The organism is Tardiphaga sp. vice304, from assembly GCF_007018905.1.
In the GTDB taxonomy this organism is placed as follows: domain Bacteria; phylum Pseudomonadota; class Alphaproteobacteria; order Rhizobiales; family Xanthobacteraceae; genus Tardiphaga.
Genome location: NZ_CP041402.1, coordinates 5025794 through 5048525, shown reverse-complemented (window position 1 = coordinate 5048525; position 22732 = coordinate 5025794). Strand labels below are relative to the sequence as shown.

The following is a 22732-nucleotide window of genomic DNA, read 5'->3' as shown; positions in this document are numbered from 1 at the left end:
AGGGAGGATTTCGTCCATGAAGAGAAGAGATGTGATCAAAGGCGGCCTCGCCGCACTGGCCGTCGGCGCCACGGGTCTCGGGCGTATCGCGCCGGCGCTGGCCCAGAGCAAGATGGTGCTGAAGGCCTCCGACGTCCACCCGCTGGGCTATCCCACGGTCGAATCCGTCATCGCGATGGGCAAGAAGCTGGAAGCCGCGACCAACGGCCGGCTCAGCATCCAGATGTTTCCCTCCATGCAGCTCGGCGGCGAGAAGGAAGCCATCGAGCAGGCCCAGGTCGGCGCGCTGCAGATCGCGCGCATCTCGGTCGGCGCGGTCGGACCGGTGGTCGATGACGTCAACGTCTTCAACATGCCGTTCGTGTTCCGCGACGCCAAGCACATGGAAGCCGTGCTCGACGGCGAGATCGGCAACGAACTGCTGAACAAGATCACGGCCAACGAGAAGACCGGGCTGGTGGCGCTCGGCTGGATGAATGCCGGCTCGCGCAACATCTACAACAGCAAGCGGCCGATCAAGAGCCTCGCCGATCTGAAGGGTCTGAAGATCCGGATGATCGGCAATCCCCTGTTCATTGACACCATGAACGCGCTCGGTGGCAACGGCGTGGCGATGGGTTTCGACCAGGTCTACAGCGCGATGCAGACCGGTGTGGTCGACGGCGCCGAGAACAACCTGCCGACCTTCGTGGCGCAGAACCATTTCCAGGTCGCAAAACACTTCTCGATGACCGAGCACCTCATCATTCCGGAACTGCTGGTGTTCTCGAGGGCGTCGTGGAGCAAGCTCACGCCGGACGATCAGGCGCTGGTAAAGAAGTTCGGCCGCGAAGCCCAGGCCGAGCAGCGCGTGCTGTGGTACGCGGCTGAGAAGACCGCGCTCGACAGGATGAAGGAAGTCGGCACCGAGGTCATCACATCCATCGACAAGGCGCCGTTCCGCGATGCCGTCAAGCCGGTGTGGGACAAGTACGGCACCAAATACGCCGAGATGACCAAGCGTATCGCGTCGGTGAGCTAGTTACACGCGGTTCTCTCAACACGTTGTCCCCGCGAAGGCGGGGACCCATACTCGATGTCGTCGTGTTGCGGGACGGCCGAGATGGTCGCGTCCTGATGGATAGGACCGAGGTTATGGATCCCCGCTTTCGCGGGGACGACGGCTGAGAAGCTACCGCATCATTACTTCTGGGGTGTGATGTCTGAAGTTGTGTCGAAGATCACCATGCCAATTGAACGGTCCGAAGGAGGTCATACCGGCCCTGCCGCCGCCGCCTTCCGGCGCGCGATGAACATGCTGTACTGGACCGGTGCGGTCGCGTCCTGCATCGCGCTGGTGCTGATCTCGGCGATCATCCCGTGGGCGGTCTATACCCGCTACATCCTCAACAGCGCGGCGTCCTGGCCGGAGCCGCTCGCGGTGCTCCTGACCATCGCCGTCACCTTCATCGGCGCGGCGAACTGCTATCGCCAGCGCATCCACATGAACATGACCGTCGGCACCAACCTGTTGTCGCCGCGGCTGCGCGTCGGTGCAGCCTTCATCAGCGAATTGCTGATGGGCGTAGTGGCGTTGTTCATGCTGATCTGGGGCATGAAGCTGGTACTGGCGACGTGGGGAAACTCGGTCGACGAATTTCCGGCGTTGTCGGTCGGCATCACCTACCTGCCGGTCCCGGTGTCCGGTGCCATGATGCTGCTGTTCGTCATCGAACGCCTCACCATCGGTCCGCCGCCGCAGGATGGCAGCGACGCTCACGTGCCGCTCGACTAGTCCGCAACAAGAAAAAGAAAACCACATGGACATCGCCGTTCTGCTGCTCAGTATGTGTCTGTTTTTTGCGGTCGGCATGCCGATCGCCTTCGCGCTGGCGCTATCGGCGCTGGTCGGCGCGCTGTGGATCGATCTGCCGGTGGCGGCGGTGATGCAGCAGCTCTCCAGCGGCGTCGGCAAGGTGTCGATGCTGACGGTGCCGTTCTTCGTGCTGGCTGGCGCCATCATGGCGGAAGGCGGCATGGCGCGGCGGCTGGTCGATTTCGCGGCGGTACTGGTCGGCTTCACACGGATTCGCGGCGGCCTGTCGCAGGTCAACATTCTCGCTACCACCATCATGTCCGGCATCTCCGGCTCGTCGGTGGCCGATACGTCGGCGATCGGATCGGTGATGATCCCGCAGATGGCGGCCAAGGGCTATCCGCGGGTGTTCGCCACCAATGTTACGATCTCCACCTCGGTGCAGGCGATCCTGGTGCCGCCCTCCCACAATGCGGTGATCTATTCGCTGGCCACCGGCGGCGTGGTCTCGATCACCAGCCTGTTTCTGGCCGGCATCGTGCCGGGCCTCTTGCTAGGCTTCGCCATCATGCTGCTGTGCCTCTACATCGCCTATCGCGACGGCCACCCCAAGGGGGAGCCGGTGCCGATGCGCCAGGCGCTGAAGATGCTCGGCGACGCGACCTGGGGCATCATCACGCTGGTGATTGTGCTGGGCGGCATCCTGACCGGCGTTTTCACGCCGATCGAGGCGGGGGCGGTGGCCTGCGTCTGGGCGTTCTTCGTCACCATGTTCATCTACCGCGACTACAAATGGTCGGAACTGCCGATGCTGACCTATCGCACGCTGCAGACGGTGGCGATGGTGCTGACGCTGGTGGCGACCGCGTCGTGCTTCGGCTATGTCGCGGCCTTGATGCAGATGCCGGCCAAGATGACCGAGTTCTTCGTCGCGATCTCGTCGAACAAATACGTGTTGCTGATGTATCTCAACATCATGCTGCTGGTGCTCGGCACCGCTCTCGACCTTGCACCCTTGTTGCTGATCTGCACGCCGATCCTGCTGCCGGTGGTGAAGAGTTTCGGCATCGACCCCGTGCATTTCGGCATCGTGATGCTGCTCAACCTCGGCATCGGCCTGTTGACGCCGCCGGTCGGCACTACGCTGTTTGTGGGATGTGCCATCGCCAAGGTCTCGGTCGATGAGGTCATGAAGGGCATCTGGCCGTTCTACTGGGCGATGCTCGCGGTCTTGATGCTGGTTACCTATGTCCCGTGGTTCTCGATGGCCCTGCCGCACGCATTCGGGTTTCGCTAAGCGCATGTCGTCCCGGCTCTGCGTTCGCTGCGCAAACTGGTCCGGGACGACAGTGTAAGGGCCTGCGCTAGACGTCGTCCGCCAACCGCCGATACCGCTCCTTGCCGTTCACCAGATGCTTGCGCATCGCGTCGCGGGCCTTGCGCGGATCGCGCGCGGTAATGGCGTCGAGAATCAGCCGGTGTTCGCGTTCGATGCTTTCGAGGTAGCGCTGCTGCAGATCGGCCTTGCCCTCGAAGGTCCGGATGCTTTGCCGCGGAATGATCAGCCCGCCCAGGAATTCCAGGAAGCCGACGAAGCGCGAATTCTGCGTGGCGATGGCGATTGCGAAATGAAAGTCGAAATCCTCCTTCACCGCACGGTCGCCATGGGCGATGGCGCGGCTGAAGGTGGCGGCGGCCTTGGCGATCGCCTTGAGTTGCGCCGCCGTGGCGCGCTCGGCCGCAAGGGCGGCGGCCTCGATCTCGACCGCGGTGCGCAACTCCAGGATCTCGATCACGCTGCTCAGCGATCCGAGCCCGTCCGGGTCGATCGCATAAGGCTGCCGGTTTGCCTCCGCGTTGACGAAGGCGCCGGCGCCCTGCCGGGTGATCACCAAGCCACGGGCGCGCAGCGCCGCAATCGCCTCGCGTACGACGGTACGGCTGACGCCCATCGCCGCCATCATCGCCGCTTCGGTCGGCAGCCGGGCGCCGGGTGCCAACTGGCCTTCGGTGATCTGTGACTTGATGCGCTCGACCACGTCCTCGGTGCGCCGGCGCACCGGATCGAGCGGCCGCAGCAGCGACGTCGAACGGGCGCCCTTGCGCGCTGGTTTGTGGCGTTCTTGTAGGGTCATCGTACAAGTTGGCTAGCATCGCGCCGAAACGCGTGCAAGCACGGACGTCGGCCAAAAGGTCGCGCATCGACCGCGCCTGCCGCGCTGCATTGGCGGCTTCAACCAGTGTTGTTCAGGGAGAGATCAGACCCCGGCGGCGGGCAGGCTGCGCGCGGCGAGGGAAAAGAACGACGACACCAGCCGCCAGGCGCGGCCAAGGCCGGTTTTGGCGCGCAGCTTGTTCGGCGACGGGTTGTTGGGCGTCATGATCGCGTTCCGGTGTTCGATCAGCATTACGAGTGGAACGTCGTGCGCCGCAGCCACCTTGTCGAGGCCTCCACGAAAATAGCGACAGGCGTATCGCGCCTGCTCTGGCGGCGTTGGTGTTGTTCTCTCCGTCGGGCGTTAGGCAGGCGAAACGTTCTCGCCGGCTGGCTTGGAGACAGCCGCGCCCCTGAAGGTCGGCACGCCGACCGGCATTTCCAGACGGGTGTTTTTTGCCTATACCGGCGGCGCAGAGGCGCAGCCGCGCCTCGGGAGACGGTTCGATGCTGCCGGCCTATGTGATCCACGCCAAATCGCTGCCCGAGCGCACCGCTCATATCCAGCGCGAACTCGACCGCGCCGGCATCGCCTTCGAATGGGTGCTGGATTTCGACGCCGACGAGATCACCTCGGATGTTGACCGGGCGTATTTTGCGGAGGGCGCCGATCTCACCTTGCGGCAGAAATCCTGCGCGCTGAAGCACATCGTCGCGATGCAGCGGATCCGCGAGCGCGGCCAGGATCTGGCGCTGGTATTCGAGGACGACGCGCAACTGGTGCCGGATTTTTGCGCGCAACTCGGGCGCGTGCTGGAGGAAGCGCAGAACTGGCCGCGGCCACGCATCCTGCACCTCGGTGCGGCCACCAATTTCTACACGCCAGCGGCGCAATTGCGCCCGGGCCAATTGATCTATGAGGGCAACCGCGTCCGCAACATGGAGGCCTATGTTCTCGGCGCGGTCGAGGCAGAAGCGCGGCTCGACTGGATCTCGCGGCATCCGATGCATGAGCCGATCGACATCGCCTTCAACACCGCCGATCCCGCGCTGGGCATCCCGTTCCTGTGGCCGGAGCCGCCGCTGGCCGAGCAGGGCAGCCTCAACGGCGCGTTCAAGAGTTCGCTCGACCGCAAGGGTCACGGCCAGACCCGGCTGCGCGTGCAATTCGCCGTGCAGAAATTTCGAAGGCGCTATTTGAAGCGCTGGCTAAAGCTGAAGTAGCTAAGGCCTACAGCTTCTTTTCATTCGCGATCACCATCGCGCCGAGCAATCCCACCGCGAGGCAATACAGCATGCCTTGCGTCACCGCCGAGATGTGGCTGTTGAACAACCCGCCGATCACGTTCTGCAGCACGATTGCCTGGCCGAACACGCTGGCCATGTCGCGAGCCAGGAACAGCCGCGCATGCGCGATCCACATCGCCCAGAGCAGCGCGCCGCCGATCAGGCCGAGCTGTAGCACGACGTGCAGCGTCTGATTATGCGGATCGGGCGTGGCCTCGCCATAGGGTGAGGGCCGGGTCGCTTCCAGGCTTTGGTAGAGCGGCTTAATGCTGCCGGTGCCGTGGCCGAGCAGGGGGGCCGCCTTCACGAAATCGACGGCCTTGCGCCAGAAATCCAGCCGCGCGCCGGTCGATACGGTTTCGCCGCCGCCGACCGTGCCCTGGCTGGCGCTGATATCGGTGCCGATCTCTGCCAGCCGGCGTTGCGCCGGCGCCGAAGCCAGGAGCGCCACCGCGACCACGATCACCGCCGGCATCCCGACCAGCATCATGCGTTTCCAGCCGCCGATATGGAGCAGGAACAGGCCGAGCAGCGCCGCGGCCATGATCGCGCCGGTCTTCGACAGATAGATCAGGAACACGTCGGCCAGGAACAGCAGCGCCAGTGCGCCCATCGCAACAGCGCGGCGGCGATCGATGCCCCAGATCCGCAACGCGCCGAAGGCCAACCCGAAGGCGCACAGCGCAAAGCAGCCGCTCTGCACCGCATTGTCCTTGACCGGTACGCCGGGCGCCTTGAACCAGGTCCACGGCCCGGTCGGCCACAGGAACGACGCCCATGACAGGGCCAGCAGGATCAGGCAGGCAGCGAGAAAACCGTAGCCGATCTGCAGCGCCTGTCTTCGCGTGATGGCGGTGGCCATCACCAGCGGGATCAGCAACAGCTTGGCATAGGGGCCGATCCACTTGGCCGCGAGGCCGAATGTCGGCTGCACCGACCACAGCGTGCCGAGCGCGATCAGCGCGAACAGGGCCACCGGCAGCCAGGCCGCCGGCATCCGCAACGTCGCCTCGAAGCGCGCGCGGTCGAGCGTCACTATCGCCAGCACCGCGAAGATCGACACCGCGATCGCCTGCGCGCTGGTCGATAGCGGCAGCGCGAAGGCGGTCGCGATCGCCGCATAGTGCCGGGCGTCCGCCAGCCTGCCCGACAACTCTTTTTTCGTCATATTCCGAGCAGCTTCCGTGCGTTGTTCTTCAGGACCTTCGGCCGGATCTCGTCGCGGATGTCGAGCTTGGCGAAATCGGCCATCCAGCGGTCCGGCATGATCACGGGCCAGTCCGAGCCGAACAGCATCTTGTCCTGCAGGATTGAGTTGATATAGCGCACCAGGATCGGCGGGAAGTATTTCGGCGACCAGCCTGACAGGTCGATATAGACGTTCGGCTTGTGGGTGGCGACCGACAGCGCCTCTTCCTGCCAGGGGAAGGAGGGGTGCGCGAGAATGATCTTCATGTCGGGAAAATCCACCGCGACATCGTCGACATACATCGGGTTGGAGTATTTCAGCCGCATCCCCATGCCGCCCGGCATGCCGGAGCCGACGCCGGTCTGGCCGGTATGGAACAAAGCGATAGCGCCGCCTTCCTGGATCGCCTCGTAGAGCGGATAGGCCAGGCGGTCGTTGGGATAAAAGCCCTGCATGGTCGGGTGGAATTTGAAGCCCTTGATGCCGTAATCGGCAATCAGGCGGCGCGCCTCGCGGACGCCGAGCTTGCCCTTGTGCGGATCGATCGAGGCGAACGGGATCAGCACGTCGGCGTTCTGGCGTGTCAGCTCGATCATCTCGTCATTGCTGTAGCGGCGGAAGCCGGTCTCGCGCTCGGCATCGACCGGAAAGATCACCGCGGCGATCTTGCGCTCGCGGTAATAGGCCGCGGTCTCCGGCACGGTCGGCGGGTGCTTGTGCGGCGACTTGAAATATTCCGCCATCTTGGCCTGGAAGTCGTCATAGCCGTCGTCGCCATGGCAGCCGCACGGCTCCTCGGCATGGGTATGAATATCGATGGCGACCAGTTCGTCCGGATCGATCAGCTTCATGCCGGCAACTCCCTCGGCCTGCACATTCATCTCGCAGGCCTGTCGCCTTAACAAAAAGGCCTGCGCATTAAAAGCCGTGTCGCGCCGTAGCGTTCATCCGGCCGGCGAGGTTTGGGTGCGGATATCCTGGGCCGTACGCCGCAGTGCGACCAGAAATTTCGCTTTGGCCGCGGCCTCGTCGATGGTGCCCGAGATCGTATTGATGCTGATCGCCGCGACCACCTTGCCGGCGTGGTCGCGTACCGGAACGGCGATGCCGCAGATCGCGGGATCGAGTTCGCCATCGACCCAAGCGTAGCCCTGCTCGTCCGTCAGCTGCAATTGTTCGGCAAGCGCATCGGCATCGATGACGGTGCGCGGGGTCACCTTTTTCAACTCGGCTGTGGCCAGATAATGCGCGCGCGGCTCTGCCGGCAGCGCTGCCAGCAACACGCGGCCGAGCGACACCAGATGCGCCGGCAGCCGGCTGCCGACGCCGAGATTGGCCGACAGGATCCGCCGCGCCGGCAGCCGCAGCGCATAGACGATCTCGGTTTCGTCGAGCACCGCCAGCGCGCAGGATTCGCCAATCTCGTTGCGCAGACCCTCCAGCGCGCGCTGCGCATAGCCCCAATAGGGCAGGGCGTTCAGATAGGACAGGCCCAGCCCGAGCGCCCGGGGTCGCAGGCTGAAGTAGCGTCCGTCGGCCTCGCAGTATTTCAACGCCACCAGCGTCGTCAGCATCCGCCTGGCCGTGGCGCGGCTGAGCTCCGCAACGTGGGCAACCTCGGACAGCGTATGTCGCCCCGGCGGCAGGCCGAGCGCTTCCACAACGGCAAAGCCGCGGGCAATCGACCGTACGAAGCCGTCGCTCTCCTTGACCATGAAGTTTCTCCCGGGCTTGCCAGTGGCAAAAATCCCGCTCTATAATGTTCACAAGGCGGCTATAAAGTTCGCCTAGCGAACAATATTGGAGAGGGCGCCATGGCGCAAGCGAAAGCTTTCGAGACCGATTTCTGGAAGGACGCCAATCTACGCAAGGTCTGGGACGACATCGTCCCGGGCGAGCCGCGCAAGACGCTTCCCTATGTCCTGACCCGGGAAGCCATCGAACTGTACTGCCGCTCGGTCGGCGAGACCCACCCGCTGTATTTCGACGAGGCCTATGCCAGGACGACGCCGTTCGGCGGCCTGATTGCGCCGCCGTCGATTCACATCCTGCTGATGTTTTCCTGTACGCCGGCCGACGACTGGATGCGTACCCCCGGCACCGTGAATGCCGGCCAGTCGTGGAGCTACAACAAGCCGGCGCGGCCGGGCGATACCATCACCCTGCAGGCCCGTGCGCTCGACAAGTTCATCAAGCGCGAGCGGCTGTTCGTCGTCCATGACAACGTGTTCTTCAACCAGCACGGCGACGTCATCTGTTCCGGCCGCGGCCACACCATCCGGCCGATGTGAGAAAGAAAAGGATTTGAACATGACGATGACATTCGACTCGCTGTCCATCGGCGATACCATCGACGGCCCGGCCTTTCCGGTTTCACGGGAATCGATCCGGTTGTTCTGCGACGGATCGCTCGACTACAATCCGCTGCATCTCGACGACGACTACATGAAGAACAATTTCGGCAAGACCAATTTTGGCGGCATTATCATGCATGGCATGAACAATTTCGGCCTGATCACCCGCATGATCACCGACTGGGCCTATCCCGCCGGGGCGGTGCACCGCAGGCTGGAAACGCGCTGGGTCAAGCCGGTGAAGCCGGGCGACACCATCCAGCCCGTTGGTATCATCAAGGCCAAGCAGAGCACCGAGCGCTCGCGCTGGGTGCTGATCGATGTGCTGGTTCGCAACCATAACGACGAAAAAGTAGCCATCGGTGAGGCGATGGTTGAGTTTCCGCTGACGGCCTAATGGTAGTTGCGACCTAAGTCGCGCACCTCAAAAAAGACAGGGATCGAAATGGAGAAGCTCGCAGGGCTGGCGTTTTCGTGTCTATTGCTCGCGTGCGGCGGCGTCGCCGGCGCACGGGCGCAGGGTGTTCCGGCCGGACAGGTCCGGATCATTGTGCCGTTTCCGGCCGGCGGCACCACCGACATCCTGGCGCGCTTCGTCGGCCAGTATCTCGGCGACAAGCTCGGCGTCATAGCCGTCATCGAGAACCGGGCCGGCGCTTCGGGCACGATCGGCTCCGAGGCGGTGGCGAAATCGCCGGCCGACGGCAGCGTGCTGTTACTCACGGCGACGCATCACGTCATCAACCCCAGCCTGCGCCGCAATCTGCCCTATGATACGCAAAAAGACTTCTCGCCGATTGCGGTGGTCGCCACAGCGCCCAACGCACTGGTGGTGTCGAAGGATTTTCCAGCGCGCAGCGTCGCCGAATTGATCGCGATGGCGAAGCGCGAACCGGGCAAGCTGTCGTTCGGCTCCAGCGGCATTGGCGGCGCCAATCACCTGTCCGGCGAATTGTTCAAGCAGATGGCCGACATCAAGATCGAGCACATTCCCTACAAGGGGGCGGCGCCAGCGATGAATGACCTGATCGGCGGGCACATTCCCATCATGTTCGACACCCTGCCGACCGTGCTGCCCGCTGCGGAAGGCGGCACCATTCGGGTACTGGCGGTGACCAGCCTGCAGCGCGCGGCCGCATTGCCCGATGTGCCGACCTTGGACGAGGCGGGCGTGAAGGGCTTTGAGGCCACCGCCTGGTTCGGGCTCTATATGCCCAGGGCGGAGGGCAATCCGGCCTATCTCAGACTGGTGCGGGCGATGCAAGAAATTCTGGTGACGCCGGCGATCCGAGAGAAATTCGCGACTCAAGGTGTCGAGCCCGGCAAGTTGACCGGAACCGAGTTTGCCGGCTTCGTCGATTCGGAGATTAAAAAGTGGAACGCGGTGGCACGTGCCGCCAATGTCCCCCAAGAATGACCTTCCCGACGCAGAGCCACGACCGCAGTAATTTGCGTCCCACGCGAAATGGCGCCGGATATAGCCGCTCTGGCGGTCCGACGCCTCTGCTTCGGATTGACAATTGACCCTGCAATGGCCTAGAAACCGCGCGTCCCGGGCGGCTTGCCGTCGTCGGGGCTGATCCCATTTTGCACACTTTCGGCCTGTCGCGTACGGCCTTTCAAGAATTCAGGACCAGACCCATGAAAGTCCGTAACTCGCTGAAGTCGCTCCGCGCCCGTCATCGCGACAACGTTCTGGTCCGTCGCAAGGGCCGCGTCTACGTGATCAACAAGGTGCAGCGTCGTTTCAAGGCCCGCCAGGGTTGATCCGCGACTGATTCCGCGCTGATCGGCTCTCGATCGCGCGAAATACTCCGATATCACGGCTGTGTGACGCGCTGCTGCTTTGCAGCGCGTTTTTTCGCGTCTACACTTTGCGGATGGCACCTCGAGTCCTGACCGTCGTTTTTGAAATTCTGCTCACCGCGCTGCTTGCTGCTGCGCCCGTCCAGGCACAGATCCGCGAGCGCAGCGTGCCGCCGCCCGATTCGCAGAAAAAGCTGCCCGAACCGCCCGCCAAGCTGCCCAAAGTCGGCGCCGACAAGACCCGCGGGCTGGATTTCCTGTTTGGCGCGCTGAAAGTGGCGCCGGATGACGCCAGCGCCAGGCATGTCGAGGCCCGGATCTGGGCGCAGTGGAGCCAGACCTCCAGCGACACCACCGCTTTGCTGATGTCCCGCGCCAAGACCGCGATGGAGGCCAAGCAGGTCGATGTCGCGCTGAAGCTCTTGACCGCCGTGGTCAAACTCCGCCCGGATTACATCGAGGGCTGGAACCGCCGCGCCACGATCTATTATCTGCAGAACGACTACACCCAATCCCTGCAGGACATCGAGCAGGTGCTGGTACGCGAACCCAGGCATTTCGGGGCGCTGGCCGGGCTCGGCATGATCATGCAGGAACTCGGCGACGATAAGCGCGCGCTGGACGCGTTCCGCAAGGCGCTGGCCGTCAATCCGCGGCTGGAAAAAGTGCCGGATCTGGTCAAGACCCTTACCGAAAAGGTCGAAGGCCGCGATATTTGAGGCTTCGACCATTTGGTCGGTATCCCGATAGTCGTTTCGGGGCATCCAAATCTATCCCGCATTGCAATAAAAACGACCTCGGACGCTCGGACCGGCAAACTTCTGACACGCAAGGCTGGGAAACAGCCTGGTGATCTGGAAGGGATTTCATGCTGCTCAAAGCCGTCTCCATCGTCGTGTTCGCCTGCCTGTTGTCGATAGCTCCGGTTTCTGCCCAGCAGGCGGCGCCTGCCGCCAAAGCCGCCGCTCCCGCAGCATCGACGTTGACGCCGGAGCAGGCCAGCCGGGCGCTGGAGACGCTGCAGGACGACGGCAAGCGCAACCAGATGATCGAGACGCTGCGCGCCATCGCGCAGACGGCGCCGGGTGCCAAGGCTTCGGGTGCCAAGGCTTCGGATGCCAAGCCTGCCGATGCCAAGCCTGCGGACAGCAACGAAGCCAAACCCGAAGCCAAGCCGGCGATCCCCTTGGCCGACGACAGCCTGGTCGCCCAGTTGCTGCTGACGGTGTCGCAACAGATCACGGAAACCGGTCGCGACATTGCGGATGCCGTTCGCTCGGTCGTGCGCTTCCCGGTGCTGTGGCACTGGCTGCAGCGCACCGCGGAGGATCCTGCTACTTATAATCTCCTGATCGATATCGCCTGGAAGCTGGCGCTGATCTTCGGCGTGGCACTCGCGCTCGAGTGGCTGGGGCATCGCCTGCTGCAACGGCCGCTGGCCGCGCTGGAGCGGCGTATTCCTTATTCCGCCCGCGCGCCTGCGCGGGTAATCGAGCGGATCGATCCGCCATCCTCCACCGCCGACCTTTCCGAGGTGCCTGATCTGCACCGTCGCCATCGCAGCCTGACCCGGGCATGGCAATCGCTGGTGCGGCTGCCCTTTGTGCTCGGGCGCCTGCTGCTCGAATTGCTGCCTGTGGTGGTGTTTGCCGGTACTTCCACGCTGATCCTCGGCACCGAGATTGGCGACGCCGGCGTAACGCGTCTGGCGATCCTGGCGATCGTCAACGCCTATGTGTTCGCCCGTGTGTTCGTCTGCATGGTCCGCGCCCTGTTCGGCCCGCTCAGCCTGTTCACGATGCGCGAGGAGACCGCGGCCTATATCGAGATCTGGACGCGCCGCATCGTCGCGCTCGGCGTCACCGGCATCGCTTTTGCCAATGTCGCGCTGCTGCTCGGCCTGTACCGCGGCGGCTATCTGGCGATCATCCGGCTGGTGATGCTGGCGGTGCATCTGCTGGTGGTCGTCGTCATCCTGCAATGCCGCCGCCCTGTCGCCAAGGCGATCCGCGCGCCATCGGGGGCGACCGGCATTCCCAGCCTGATCCGCAATCGCTTCGCCAGCCTGTGGCACGTGCTGGCGATCGCCGTGGTGATGGCGCTGTGGGCCGTATGGGCGCTGAGCATTCGAAACGGCTATGCGCTGATGCTGCAGTATTTCGTCGGCACCATTGTCGTGGCGCTGCTGACGCGGCTGGCCTCGATGGTCGTGCTCAGCCTGATCGACCGTGGTTTCCGCATCAAGCCGGACATCCTGCAGCGCTTTCCGGGACTGGAGACGCGGGCCAACCGCTATTTGCCGCTGCTGCGCCGTGTCGTCGGCATCGTCATCGGCGTAGTCGGCTTCATCGCGTTGCTTGAGGTCTGGGGCGTCAATGCGCTGGTGTGGTTCTACGGCGGACAGATCGGCGGTCGCGTCGTCTCCGCGGTGGCCACGGTCGGCATTGCAGCATTGGTGGCGGCCGCGATCTGGGAAGGCAGTAATGCGCTGATGGACCGGCAACTCACTTTGCTGACGCGGAATTCGCATTTCGCCCGCGCGGCCCGGCTGCGGACCTTTCAGCCGATGCTGCGAACGACGCTGCTCTGCGTAATCCTGGCGGTCGTCGCCCTGACGGCGCTGAGTGAGATCGGCGTCAACGTGGCACCATTACTGGCCGGCGCCGGCATTCTCGGTATCGCGATCGGCTTCGGTTCGCAGAAACTGGTGCAGGACGTCATCACCGGGCTGTTCCTGTTGCTGGAGAACACCGTGCAGGTCGGCGACACCGTCACCGTGTCCGGCCTCTCCGGCGTGGTCGAGAATGTTTCGATCCGCACCATCCGGCTGCGCGCCGGCGATGGCGCCGTGCACATCATTCCGTTCAGCGCGGTGACGACCATCACCAATGCCAGCCGTGGCGCCGGCAATGCCGCCGTCAGCGTCAACGTGGCCTACAAGGAAGATACCGACCGCGCCGGCCAGATACTCAAGGACATCGCGCTGCAGATGCGCCGTGAATCCGAGTTCAAGCCGCTGATGCGCAGCGACCTGGAATTGTGGGGTGTCGACAAGGTCGATGGCGCCATGGCGACGCTGGTCGGCCAGATCCGCTGCACGGATTCTGGGCGCTGGTCGGTGCAACGTGAGTTCAATCGCCGCATGAAACAAACATTCCAGGAAGCCGGAATCCAGATTGCAACCCCCGGCCAGACCATCCTGATGCAGGTTCCGTCACCGTCGGACGACATCGACGCCGCCCCCGAAGCGACGCCAGCACGCCAGCTGGCGGGACGGGCGGGTTGAACTATCACCCGCCGCCTTCCTGAAGCGGCATTACTGCCGCTCCTTACAGTTGGCTCAGTGCAACGCCGAATTTCCGGGATGCGCCGAGCCGTGCGCGGCGCGCGCATACATCTGCTGCAGTTGGGCTTCGAGCTGCTCGTTGACGATCAGAAGTGCCTTCAGCGCGCCGCGCAGATCTCCATCGCAGCTGGCGATAATGTGATCGATAGCGGCCTCGGTCGGTTCGGACATGGAAGTGCTCCGGTTGCTCGTCGTTTCGCTAACTTCGAAGCAGCGTAGCTGTTCCGGACGGCGATGAATGGCGCTGCATTCAGCGCGCCAGATGGCGCAGCCGCAAATCGCGCCTATATCAGCCCGATCAATCCATACGGACTGCTTCGGTGAGAAAATTCGTGATTGTACTGCTGGCTCTGCTTGTCATTCCGCTCGGCGTGTCGGCGGCAAAATATTATTGGTTCGGCGACCGCTCGGTGAACTGGCAGAGCGCCGACCGTTCCAGCGCGGGGCTGCTGCCGCAACCATCGGCCCATCCGGAGGCGCTGGTCCGTGTCTTTGCCGCCCGCACGGTGCGCTGGCGCGGCATCTTTGCTGTGCACAGCTGGATCGTATTCAAGGAAAAGGGCGCGTCGCGCTACACCCGCTATGACTACACGGCCTGGGGCGAGCCGATCCGCGTCAACGGCTTTGCCGCCGACGGCCGCTGGTTCGGCGACGAACCGATGGCGATTGCTGCGGCCGAGGGCGATGCCGCAGCCGCCATGATTCCGAAGATACAGGCGGCGATCGCCCAGTATTCCTGGCGGGCCTACGGCGACTATCGCGCGTGGCCGGGGCCGAATTCCAACACCTTCGTTGCCGCGGTGATCGCCGCCGTGCCGGAATTGCGTGTCAGCCTGCCGCCGACTGCGATCGGCAAGGACTATCCGTGGAACGGCGAGGCGTTCGGCTGGACCCCGTCGGGCACCGGCGTGCGGGCGACGCTGGGCGGCTATCTCGGCCTCACGGTCGGCTGGGTGGAAGGGCTGGAGCTCAATCTCCTTGGCGCGGTATTCGGCCTCGATCTTCGACGCCCGGCGATCAAGCTGCCGGGCATCGGCCGACTCGGTCTCAGCGCATGAGCGGCGGCAGACGAAACCCAATCAGCTCTGCGGCGTAGTTGAGGGGTGCGCAAACTCCCCCGGAAAACTCTCATGATCACTCTGACTGTGGTGGCCACGCTGGCCGTGCTGGCGCTGGTCACGCAGGCCGGCGTCTATTTTTTCGAACGCAAATATCCGGCGCAGGGCCGCTTTGTCGATGTGGCGGGCGGACGGCTGCATGCCGTCGAGATCGGCCCGCAAGACGCGAAGGGGCCGCCGATCGTGCTGATCCACGGCGCCACCTCCAGCCTGGAAACGATGCGGCTGCCGCTCGGCAACCGACTTGCGAAGGACCACCGCGTGATCCTGATCGACCGGCCCGGTTTCGGCTGGAGCACGCGTGACGAACTCAGCAACTCATCGCCCGCGATGCAGGCCAGAATGATCGATGAAGCGCTCGGCAAGATCGGCGTCGATCGCGCCATCGTCGTGGTGCACTCGCTGGCCGGCGCGCTCGGAGCGCTGCTCGCGCTGGATCATCCGCATCGCATCGAGGGCCTGGTGATGCTGGCCGGGGTAACGTACCCGTGGCCGGGCGGCGTCGGCACCTACAACGAGGTGGTTACCACGAAAGTGATCGGACCGCTGCTCGCTAGCACGATCACGCTGCCGCTCGGTTATTTCATGACCGATATCGGTGGCCGGGCCGTGTTTGCGCCGCAGATCATGCCCGCGAACTATATCGAGAACACAGCGACGCCTCTGGTGCTGCGACCCCGCAATTTTCTCGCCAATGCCTGGGATCTGGTGAGGCTGAAACCGGCGGTCGCCGAGCAAGCCCCGCGCTACCGTGACATCCGGGTGCCGACCGTCATTATCGCCGGATCCGCGGACACGATCGTTTCGACCGACATCCATTCCCGGCGGTTTGCCGCTGCCGTTCCGGGTGCGAAACTGATCGTGCTGCCGAACGTTGGGCATATGGTGCAGGACGCCGCTCCGGATCTGATCTGCCGTGAGATCGAAAGTATGATTTCGGCGGCTGACATAAAACCGAAGGCGGCGACGCGCTAGCGTTATCCCGATCGAACCGCAACCACATCAGGAGATTTGCATGAGCACGACTTTCGGATCGGCCAAATGGAAGGGCGGCATCAAGGATGGCGTCGGATCAATCTCGACCAAGAGCGGCGCGCTGGCGGATTATCCCTACGGCTTTGCCAGCCGGTTCGAGGGCAAGCCCGGCTCCAATCCGGAGGAACTGATCGGTGCGGCCCACGCTGCCTGTTTCACGATGGCGCTGTCGCTGATCCTCGGCGAAGCCAAGCTCACGGCGGAGTCGATGGAGACCAAGGCCGACGTGACGCTCGAAAAAGACGGCGAAGGTTATGCCATCAAAAAGGTGCACCTGACGCTGTCCGCCAAGGTGCCCGGCGCCGATCAGGCCAAGTTCGACGAACTGGCGATGATGGCCAAGGCGGGCTGTCCGGTGTCGAAGCTGCTGAAGGCGGATATTACGCTGGATGCGAAGCTGGTGAGCTGAGGCAGTAGCCAAACACTTCGTTGTCACCCGCGCAGGCGGGTGATCCAGTAATCGACGCTGTCCAGGCTTTGTCACCGGCCGCGCCTGTTACTGGATCGCCCGGTCAAGCCGGGCGACGACAGTGAGTTTGTGGCGGTGCCGCGCTACGGCACTGCCGTTCTGCGGCTCTACGGCTTGGCCCCCGGCGTTGCCGGCGGCAACGCGGTGCCCGGCGGGCCGCCCGGCGCATTGGGCACGCCGGGAAAACCCTGGCCGGGCGGCCCGACCGGTCCGGGCACGCCGGGCAGCCGCGGCGGCTGCTTCTCATTGGTCTCGGTCAACTGCACGGTCCAGGCGCGCTGTTCGCCGGTATCGACCTCGAAGAAGCCGGTGCGGTCGAATCCGCGCGCCAGGCAGTTTTCGGTGCCCTTGATGGTAAATTCCTTGTCACGCGAGCACATGAACGCCTGGCCCGACCATTCGCCGCCGCGGTCATAGTCCAGCGCGTAGATGTAATAGAACCGCGCCACCAGCGTGCCGCGCAGCAGCGTCTCGCAGGCCCGCGAGGACACGTTCCACCAGCCCTCGGTGGTCCAGCCCTCGGCGTCCTTATAGCCAAGCGCGATGCCGACCCGGCTCGACGTGTTGTTGCAGAGCCGGAAGTCCGCCGCGGCGGGGCTGCTCCACAGGCCCATCCAGGCGAGCGCAAGCGCCGGCAGCAGGCCGGCGATCAGGCTGCGTCTCGACACGGGGCGGCGGTACTCAAAATCTGCAATGGTCATTGGTCGACGCTATATCACTTCATTGCCGATTTCGCTTCACCCCGTCGCAACTGTCAACGGTGGTAGAACCCGATGGTGATGGTCGCGTCATGCCCTGACATCTGGCAAATTCTGTGGCCGCGCCCACCTTAGACCGATAGCCTGAACCGACAGCGGCGCAAAGAGCGAGATCACAGCATGGCAGAGATCGACGACAAGACCAGGACCGAACTGGAGGCGGCGGTGTTCCGCCGCCTGGTTGAACATTTGCGCCATCGCACCGACGTCCAGAACATCGACCTGATGAATCTGGCCGGTTTCTGCCGCAACTGCCTGTCGAACTGGATGAAGGACGCCGCCGACGCCCGGAGCGTACCGCTGAGCAAGGACGATAGCCGCGAGGCGGTGTACGGCATGCCCTATGAGGAGTGGAAGGCGCTGCACCAGGCGCCCGCCAGCGCCGAGCAGCTCGAAGCGATGAAGAAGGCCGCGATCGGGCACTGACGGGAGAGGTCAAGCGGGATCGCGATTCAGACGGCATTAACCGCGTATTATTCCGGGGGTGCTGTGGATGTCGGTGATGGCGGCTTGACCTGAGTCGCCTCACCAATGAAGTGTCATCTCCAGCGACGGGCCCCGATTGGCGCCTGTTCCAGCCTTCCCACATCAGTTTAGGAGTTTTCATGGCCACCTCTGCAGCGTCCGTTCTGGACGATCAGGCGACCCATTCCTTCGCCAAGGACCAGCTCAAGGCTATCGTCGAGCGTATCGAACGGCTGGAAGAGGAAAAGAAGACGATTTCGGACGACATCAAGGACGTCTATGGCGAAGCCAAGGGCAATGGCTACGACGTGAAGGCGCTGCGCACCATCATCCGCATGCGCAAGCAGGACGCCAACGAGCGCGCTGAGCAGGAGACCATCCTGGATACGTATCTCCAAGCGCTGGGGATGCTGTAAACGGCCGTCAACGATTTGATCTTTCCCTCTCCCGCGCGCGAAGCGAAGCTTCGCTAGGTGGGAGAGGGTGGATCGAACCGCGAAGTGGTTCGAGACGGGGGAGGGGGAGCCGCGGACACCGAGTCTAACGCCGCTCATCCGACCGAGCTATCGCGCGGCCACCTTCTCCCGCAAGGGGAGAAGGAAGAAGCAAGCCGGGTCGATTGATAAATGCCGCCCGCGCCTCAGCGCATCGCAGCCGTTCGCATGAAGGCGGTCGTGGTCAGCGTGGCGGCAATCGAGCCGGTGAAGCGTTCGCAGACCAGGCCCATCAGCGGATCTTCCGAGAAGCTCATCGCCACGACATTGTGCGGCTTGACGAAGTGGCTGCGCAGAACGGTGAGGTCGCTGTCGCCCATCACGGTGGAGGACATCGAGGTGGTTGCGGACGGCGCTACGATCATCGCGCGCATCCAGACATTGTCATCCGGAATCGCCGCGGCGGCCAGCCGGGTCGAGACCGATACCACGCGACCCTGCGCCGGGGTGTTCTTGCCAACTACTGTGGTGACGTTGTTGACCGCCATCGGATTGCGCGCCACCGAGGTCGGCCGCATCCCGCGCGGCATCGGCGCGGAAGCGGTCACCACCTGCGGGCGATCGGGCGCGGACGCTGCGGGGGCATAGGCCATCGCCTTCTCGAACATCGACGTCTTGTCGGCGGCGACGTTGGCCGGCTGCGGATCGACGGCGTTGGCGAGCGCCTGGCGGGCGGTGAGGGCGGCGACGAGCTGCGGCGCCGCCTGCTTCGGCACCGCCGGCATGTCATCCCAGAAGCCGCGCGCATTGATGATGTCGGCGGGTGACTGCGGCCTTGAGCCTGCGATGTCGCCGGGCGGTCGCGGCAGCGGGTTGCCGTCCGACGCCATCTTCGGGGCGGGGGCGGGGCCCGGCGTCGGCAAGGACGGCATGTCGGCTGACGCGACCTGGAAGCTCGCGGTGCGGGCCGGCTTGGCGCGCGGCATCGGCACGGGTTCGGATTTCTCCGGCGCTGCCGCGGCCATCAGGCTGGCCTGAGAAGGCTTGGTCGGAGCGATCGCGGGGGCTGCGCCCTCGTCATCGTCGTCATTCCCCGCCTTGCCCTTGAACAGCGAGGTGAACAGGCCGGGCTTGTTCTTCGCCAACGAAGCATCGTCGCCATCGCCGCGCTTCTCGATATCGGCCATCGCGAGCTGATAGCCCGGCAGCGGCTGGCCATTGGAGGGTACGTGCACGGTGCGGCCGTTCGGGAACACCCGGGCCAGCTGGTCGTGGTTCAGGCGCGGCCAGTGCCGGATGCTGCCGGTGTCGAGATGCACGAAGGGCGAGCCCGAGGTCGGGTAGAAGCCGACGCCGCCGCGCTGCAGGCGAAGCCCGGCGTTGCGGATCTGCTCCAGCGGTACGCCGGGAATGAAGAAATCCATCGCGTGGCCTAGCATGTGCTGGCTGGAACGCGCCACGCCGGAGGAGCGGCGGCGCAGCATCGCGTTGGTGGTGGGGGAACGGTAGGCAGAAATAATCTGGATGGGCTGTTTGGCATCGACGTCGCGGGTGACTTCCCAGAGGATGTCGAACAGCCGGCGGTCCATGTTGGTCTGGTCCTGGCTGCGCCAGTCGCGGAGGAAGTAGTTGATCTTCTTCATCGCGTCTTCGTCGTAGCGGCCACTGCGCTTGAACGTGACGGTCAGGTCTTCGCCGGAATGCGTGTGGTGGAAGGATAGCGTGCGGCTATCGCCCAGCGCGGTGGCGTCATGCACCGTACCGGCCCCGGCCATCAGCAAAACCGACGTCAACCCGGCATGAAAGCCGGCGCGCGACGGCAGCGATGTGAAACGGCGTGCGAAGATAGCCAGCACGTATGAGCCCACCCAGTTCAGTCGAACTCCCCGCGACCCCATGCGGCGGAAGAGCGTGAACACGTCTTAAACAGGGAGGGTTAATCGAGATTTACACCCATCCCCCCAAGTAGAGCGTCAAACCTAATGCCTCGACTATGGCAAAAACTAGCCCGCTGCTGAAAGGCAGATGGAGAATGGTTAACTTTGGTACTGGGGGTAGTCACCAAAAAGGGCTCCGCAAACCTGCGAAGCCCTTGATGTTACAGAGTATTGGCTGTTTTAGCGGGTGACGGTGCGGCGTGGCCGCTGGCCCGGCGCCATCGGCGGCGGGCTGGGCTCGCCGAACAGCCGCTCGAAGAACGATAGGCCGCCGCCGGCGCTGGCCGTGGTGCTGCGGCCGTTGTCATTGAACGCCACGCCCTGCGGGATATCGGCGCGGGGACGCGAATAGCTCGGCTGCGCCTTGGCGACGACGCTCTCGAGGTCCTTGCCCTTGGAATTACGCAGGATCGACAGCATCTGGGCGTCGCGGCCATAGATGTCGGGGCGGGTCTGCAGCTTGCCGGCGTCGTCGACCCAGGTGGTCTGGTAGGTGATGTTGACCGGGATCGGCGTCGGGAATTTAAGGTCGATCTCGCTGCGGCCGTACATCGAGCGGATCTTCTCCGGCGTGTAACGCTCATTCGGCATCGTGATGTTCAGCAGCACCGCGGCATACTGGTCCGGGTTCTGCACGCGCATGCAGCCGTGGCTGAAGGCGCGGACATCGCGCGAGAACAGGTTCTTGTCCGGGGTGTCGTGCTGATAGACGAGGAACTTGTTCGGGAAGTTGAAACGGATGCGGCCGAGCGCATTGGCCTCGCCGGGCGGCTGCGCGATGTGAATGCTGCCGTCGCGGTTACGCGTCAGCTTCAGGCCCATGCGGTCGAGCACGGTGGGGTCCTGCTGCAGAGCCGGCAGGTATTCGTTGTAGATGATCGAGGGCGGCACGTTCCAGGTCGGGTTGACGGTGATGTACTTCATCGTCTCGACCATCAGGGGCGTCGCGTGGTTGCCGACCTTGCCGACCACGACGCGCGTGGTCCAGGCCTGCTGGTCGTTATGCATCACCTTCAGCGTGAAGTCGGGAATGTTGAGCATCACATAGGCGTTGCCGGCCGCCGGCGCGCCGAGCTGGCGCGGCAGCCAGCGCCAGCGCTCCATGTTGACGATCAGCGTGTCGATGTGACGGTCGCGCTTCGGCGTGTTCATGGCGCGCACGGTGGCGTCATCCAGCACGCCGGTGACCTTCAGGTCGCTGCTCGCCTGAAACTTGCGCACGGCGTCGGCGACCGCGGCGTCATACTTGGTGTCGTCGGGATTCTCGACATTGAGCCGGGCGCGAAGCTGCGGCACGCGCGGATCTTCCATCACCGCCACGCTCTGCTTCTTGGTCGGCTTGACGAATTTCAGCGCCGGGCCTTCGGCCACCGGCTGCACGGGCAGGCCGGTTTCGCCGCGCAGTTCGGCCAGCTTTTTCTTCAGTTCGCGATAGGCCTTGTGGGGCGGGTTGTAGCCGGCCAGCGCCGCGGAGGCGTCCTTCGCGGTGGAAACGTTGGCCAGCACCTCGGCCGGATCGACAGGGTGTTCGGGGAAGGCAATATCGCCGGAAATCTGCGACCAGTGCATGCGGCCGCTCTGCGCCTGGCGGGCATAATCCAGCATGTTGGCGGTGAGCTTCAGCTCGGCCTCGGCCAGCGAGTCCGGCGTGTTGGCAAGGGTGAAATCAGGGGCCGGGTAATCGGCCGCGTTGAGGCCGTCGGAGCCGGCGTCCTTGAGGCGCGCCATCACGCTTTTGGCGGTCGCGGTCGGCATGCCGTTCTGGGTCCACAGCGGCGCATAGTTGCGCGCGGTATAGAACTTCTCGACCGCGGCGCGCTCGCCCTTGCGGTCGAACAGCTTCGAGGCTTTGGCGCCGAGCAGTTCGCGAAGCTTCTCGGCGACCGGCTGTTCGGAGGCGGCGACGGTGGTCGCGGGCGTGGTGACGTCCCTGGCCTGTTCCTTGACGGGTTCGGCAGCCGGCACCGCGGCAGGGGTTGTCGCCGTGACCGGGGCGGGCGATGCGGCCGGTGTCGGCGCGACCGCCGTGTCGGCTGGCTTAAGCATGTCGGGCGAAGTCGCGCCGACGGTGGTGTCCAGAGCTTTCGCTGCGTCAGGTACAGACGCGGTGGGGTCGGCCTTGAAGTCGCTCGCGGTCGGCGGCGCGATATCGACGGGTTCGGGCTTCGGCACGGCGGCGTCGATGGCGAGCTCGGACACGCTGTCGCGCGGCGAGGGAGACTGCGCGAAAGCGGCGCCGGCGGAGACTGTCAGGAACGTCGCGGCGACCGCCATCAAGACGCGGTCAAATCCGGAGCGGCGATTCGAGTAGTCACGCATTCTCGTACCTCTTGGCTGAAGCTGCCCGGCATGGACCAGCATCGGTCGTCTGATTCATCGAATTCTGCTGAAGCGCCCGCGCTATCAGTCCGCACGCCACGATTCCCACGCAGACGATACACGCCCGGTACGAGCGACCGGGGCTGTTCAAGGTGCTAGCAACAAACTGACTTCAATACGTCTCTTTTGCAACGAATTACGCCGTTTTGACGGGCGCTTTTGGTCGCTGTGTCACTGCGCCGCCACGGTTTTGGTTCCCGTTGCG

Annotated in this window: 24 protein-coding genes; 15 read left to right on the top strand and 9 right to left on the bottom strand. The window is 64.2% G+C overall.

Going from position 1 to position 22732, the window contains the following annotated elements; all coding sequences use genetic code 11:
• Positions 1-16: 16 nt before the first annotated feature.
• The 3 genes from FNL56_RS24130 (at position 17) to FNL56_RS24120 (ending at position 3092) form a co-directional block, all read left to right on the top strand.
• On the top strand, positions 17-1021 hold the full coding sequence (locus tag FNL56_RS24130; protein WP_143578340.1) for a TRAP transporter substrate-binding protein: 1005 nt from the start codon (positions 17-19) through the stop codon (positions 1019-1021).
• A 204-nt stretch (positions 1022-1225) separates the two neighbouring features.
• Complete coding sequence (locus FNL56_RS24125) at positions 1226-1774, top strand: TRAP transporter small permease (protein WP_246660777.1); 549 nt, start codon at positions 1226-1228, stop codon at positions 1772-1774.
• Between the two features lie 25 nt (positions 1775-1799).
• The gene (locus tag FNL56_RS24120; protein WP_143582418.1) at positions 1800-3092 is read left to right on the top strand and encodes a TRAP transporter large permease; all 1293 of its coding nucleotides are present in this window, start codon (positions 1800-1802) and stop codon (positions 3090-3092) included.
• Between the two features lie 67 nt (positions 3093-3159).
• Here the strand turns inward: FNL56_RS24120 and FNL56_RS24115 are convergent, their stop codons facing one another.
• Entirely contained in the window at positions 3160-3930 is a 771-nt protein-coding gene (locus tag FNL56_RS24115) for a FadR/GntR family transcriptional regulator (RefSeq protein WP_143575361.1), read from the bottom strand.
• A gap of 123 nt (positions 3931-4053) precedes the next feature.
• Positions 4054-4176: a hypothetical protein gene (locus FNL56_RS28660; RefSeq protein ID WP_256365959.1), complete on the bottom strand. Its 123-nt coding sequence runs from the start codon at positions 4174-4176 to the stop codon at positions 4054-4056.
• A 281-nt stretch (positions 4177-4457) separates the two neighbouring features.
• Between FNL56_RS28660 and FNL56_RS24110 the strand changes: the two genes are divergently transcribed.
• Positions 4458-5174, top strand: a complete 717-nt coding sequence (locus FNL56_RS24110; protein WP_143575360.1) for a glycosyltransferase family 25 protein — start codon at positions 4458-4460, stop codon at positions 5172-5174.
• Between the two features lie 7 nt (positions 5175-5181).
• Here the strand turns inward: FNL56_RS24110 and FNL56_RS24105 are convergent, their stop codons facing one another.
• The 3 genes from FNL56_RS24105 to FNL56_RS24095 form a co-directional block, all read right to left on the bottom strand.
• Positions 5182-6405 (bottom strand): O-antigen ligase family protein, encoded by a 1224-nt coding sequence (locus FNL56_RS24105; protein WP_143575359.1) that lies wholly within the window; start codon positions 6403-6405, stop codon positions 5182-5184.
• On the bottom strand, positions 6402-7277 hold the full coding sequence (locus FNL56_RS24100) for an amidohydrolase family protein (protein WP_143575358.1): 876 nt from the start codon (positions 7275-7277) through the stop codon (positions 6402-6404). Before FNL56_RS24100 ends, FNL56_RS24105 begins: the two co-directional genes overlap by 4 nt.
• A gap of 93 nt (positions 7278-7370) precedes the next feature.
• Positions 7371-8141, bottom strand: a complete 771-nt coding sequence (locus tag FNL56_RS24095) for an IclR family transcriptional regulator domain-containing protein (protein ID WP_143582417.1) — start codon at positions 8139-8141, stop codon at positions 7371-7373.
• A gap of 99 nt (positions 8142-8240) precedes the next feature.
• Between FNL56_RS24095 and FNL56_RS24090 the strand changes: the two genes are divergently transcribed.
• The 6 genes from FNL56_RS24090 to FNL56_RS24065 all read left to right on the top strand — a co-directional run bounded on the left by FNL56_RS24090 (position 8241) and on the right by FNL56_RS24065 (position 13872).
• Positions 8241-8717: a MaoC family dehydratase gene (locus FNL56_RS24090; protein WP_143575356.1), complete on the top strand. Its 477-nt coding sequence runs from the start codon at positions 8241-8243 to the stop codon at positions 8715-8717.
• A 19-nt stretch (positions 8718-8736) separates the two neighbouring features.
• Complete coding sequence (locus FNL56_RS24085; protein ID WP_143575355.1) at positions 8737-9177, top strand: MaoC family dehydratase; 441 nt, start codon at positions 8737-8739, stop codon at positions 9175-9177.
• 48 nt (positions 9178-9225) lie between these two features.
• Positions 9226-10197: a tripartite tricarboxylate transporter substrate binding protein gene (locus FNL56_RS24080; RefSeq protein WP_143575354.1), complete on the top strand. Its 972-nt coding sequence runs from the start codon at positions 9226-9228 to the stop codon at positions 10195-10197.
• 224 nt (positions 10198-10421) lie between these two features.
• Positions 10422-10547, top strand: coding sequence for a type B 50S ribosomal protein L36 (gene ykgO / locus FNL56_RS24075; protein ID WP_143575353.1), 126 nt, complete (start codon positions 10422-10424; stop codon positions 10545-10547).
• 113 nt (positions 10548-10660) lie between these two features.
• On the top strand, positions 10661-11305 hold the full coding sequence (locus FNL56_RS24070; protein WP_143582416.1) for a tetratricopeptide repeat protein: 645 nt from the start codon (positions 10661-10663) through the stop codon (positions 11303-11305).
• 149 nt (positions 11306-11454) lie between these two features.
• Positions 11455-13872, top strand: coding sequence for a mechanosensitive ion channel family protein (locus FNL56_RS24065; RefSeq protein ID WP_143575351.1), 2418 nt, complete (start codon positions 11455-11457; stop codon positions 13870-13872).
• 54 nt (positions 13873-13926) lie between these two features.
• On the opposite strand, the gene FNL56_RS27895 is transcribed toward FNL56_RS24065, so the two are convergent.
• Entirely contained in the window at positions 13927-14103 is a 177-nt protein-coding gene (locus FNL56_RS27895) for a hypothetical protein (RefSeq protein WP_168203017.1), read from the bottom strand.
• A 149-nt stretch (positions 14104-14252) separates the two neighbouring features.
• Here FNL56_RS27895 and FNL56_RS24060 point away from each other — a divergent pair, with 149 nt between their 5' ends.
• The 3 genes from FNL56_RS24060 (at position 14253) to FNL56_RS24050 (ending at position 16494) form a co-directional block, all read left to right on the top strand.
• Positions 14253-14990, top strand: coding sequence for a DUF3750 domain-containing protein (locus FNL56_RS24060; RefSeq protein ID WP_246660776.1), 738 nt, complete (start codon positions 14253-14255; stop codon positions 14988-14990).
• Between the two features lie 72 nt (positions 14991-15062).
• The gene (locus FNL56_RS24055; RefSeq protein ID WP_143575350.1) at positions 15063-16025 is read left to right on the top strand and encodes an alpha/beta fold hydrolase; all 963 of its coding nucleotides are present in this window, start codon (positions 15063-15065) and stop codon (positions 16023-16025) included.
• A gap of 40 nt (positions 16026-16065) precedes the next feature.
• On the top strand, positions 16066-16494 hold the full coding sequence (locus FNL56_RS24050) for an OsmC family protein (RefSeq protein WP_143575349.1): 429 nt from the start codon (positions 16066-16068) through the stop codon (positions 16492-16494).
• Between the two features lie 167 nt (positions 16495-16661).
• Here the strand turns inward: FNL56_RS24050 and FNL56_RS24045 are convergent, their stop codons facing one another.
• Positions 16662-17255: a DUF1036 domain-containing protein gene (locus tag FNL56_RS24045; protein WP_143575348.1), complete on the bottom strand. Its 594-nt coding sequence runs from the start codon at positions 17253-17255 to the stop codon at positions 16662-16664.
• A gap of 177 nt (positions 17256-17432) precedes the next feature.
• Between FNL56_RS24045 and FNL56_RS24040 the strand changes: the two genes are divergently transcribed.
• Both FNL56_RS24040 and FNL56_RS24035 read left to right on the top strand, forming a co-directional pair.
• The gene (locus tag FNL56_RS24040; RefSeq protein ID WP_143575347.1) at positions 17433-17738 is read left to right on the top strand and encodes a DUF1244 domain-containing protein; all 306 of its coding nucleotides are present in this window, start codon (positions 17433-17435) and stop codon (positions 17736-17738) included.
• A gap of 179 nt (positions 17739-17917) precedes the next feature.
• Positions 17918-18193: a DUF2312 domain-containing protein gene (locus FNL56_RS24035; protein ID WP_143575346.1), complete on the top strand. Its 276-nt coding sequence runs from the start codon at positions 17918-17920 to the stop codon at positions 18191-18193.
• A 224-nt stretch (positions 18194-18417) separates the two neighbouring features.
• On the opposite strand, the gene FNL56_RS24030 is transcribed toward FNL56_RS24035, so the two are convergent.
• Together FNL56_RS24030 and FNL56_RS24025 are read right to left on the bottom strand one after the other, a co-directional pair.
• Positions 18418-20067 (bottom strand): DUF882 domain-containing protein, encoded by a 1650-nt coding sequence (locus FNL56_RS24030; protein WP_246660775.1) that lies wholly within the window; start codon positions 20065-20067, stop codon positions 18418-18420.
• A 261-nt stretch (positions 20068-20328) separates the two neighbouring features.
• Positions 20329-22467, bottom strand: a complete 2139-nt coding sequence (locus FNL56_RS24025; protein WP_143575345.1) for a L,D-transpeptidase family protein — start codon at positions 22465-22467, stop codon at positions 20329-20331.
• Positions 22468-22732: the final 265 nt, after the last annotated feature.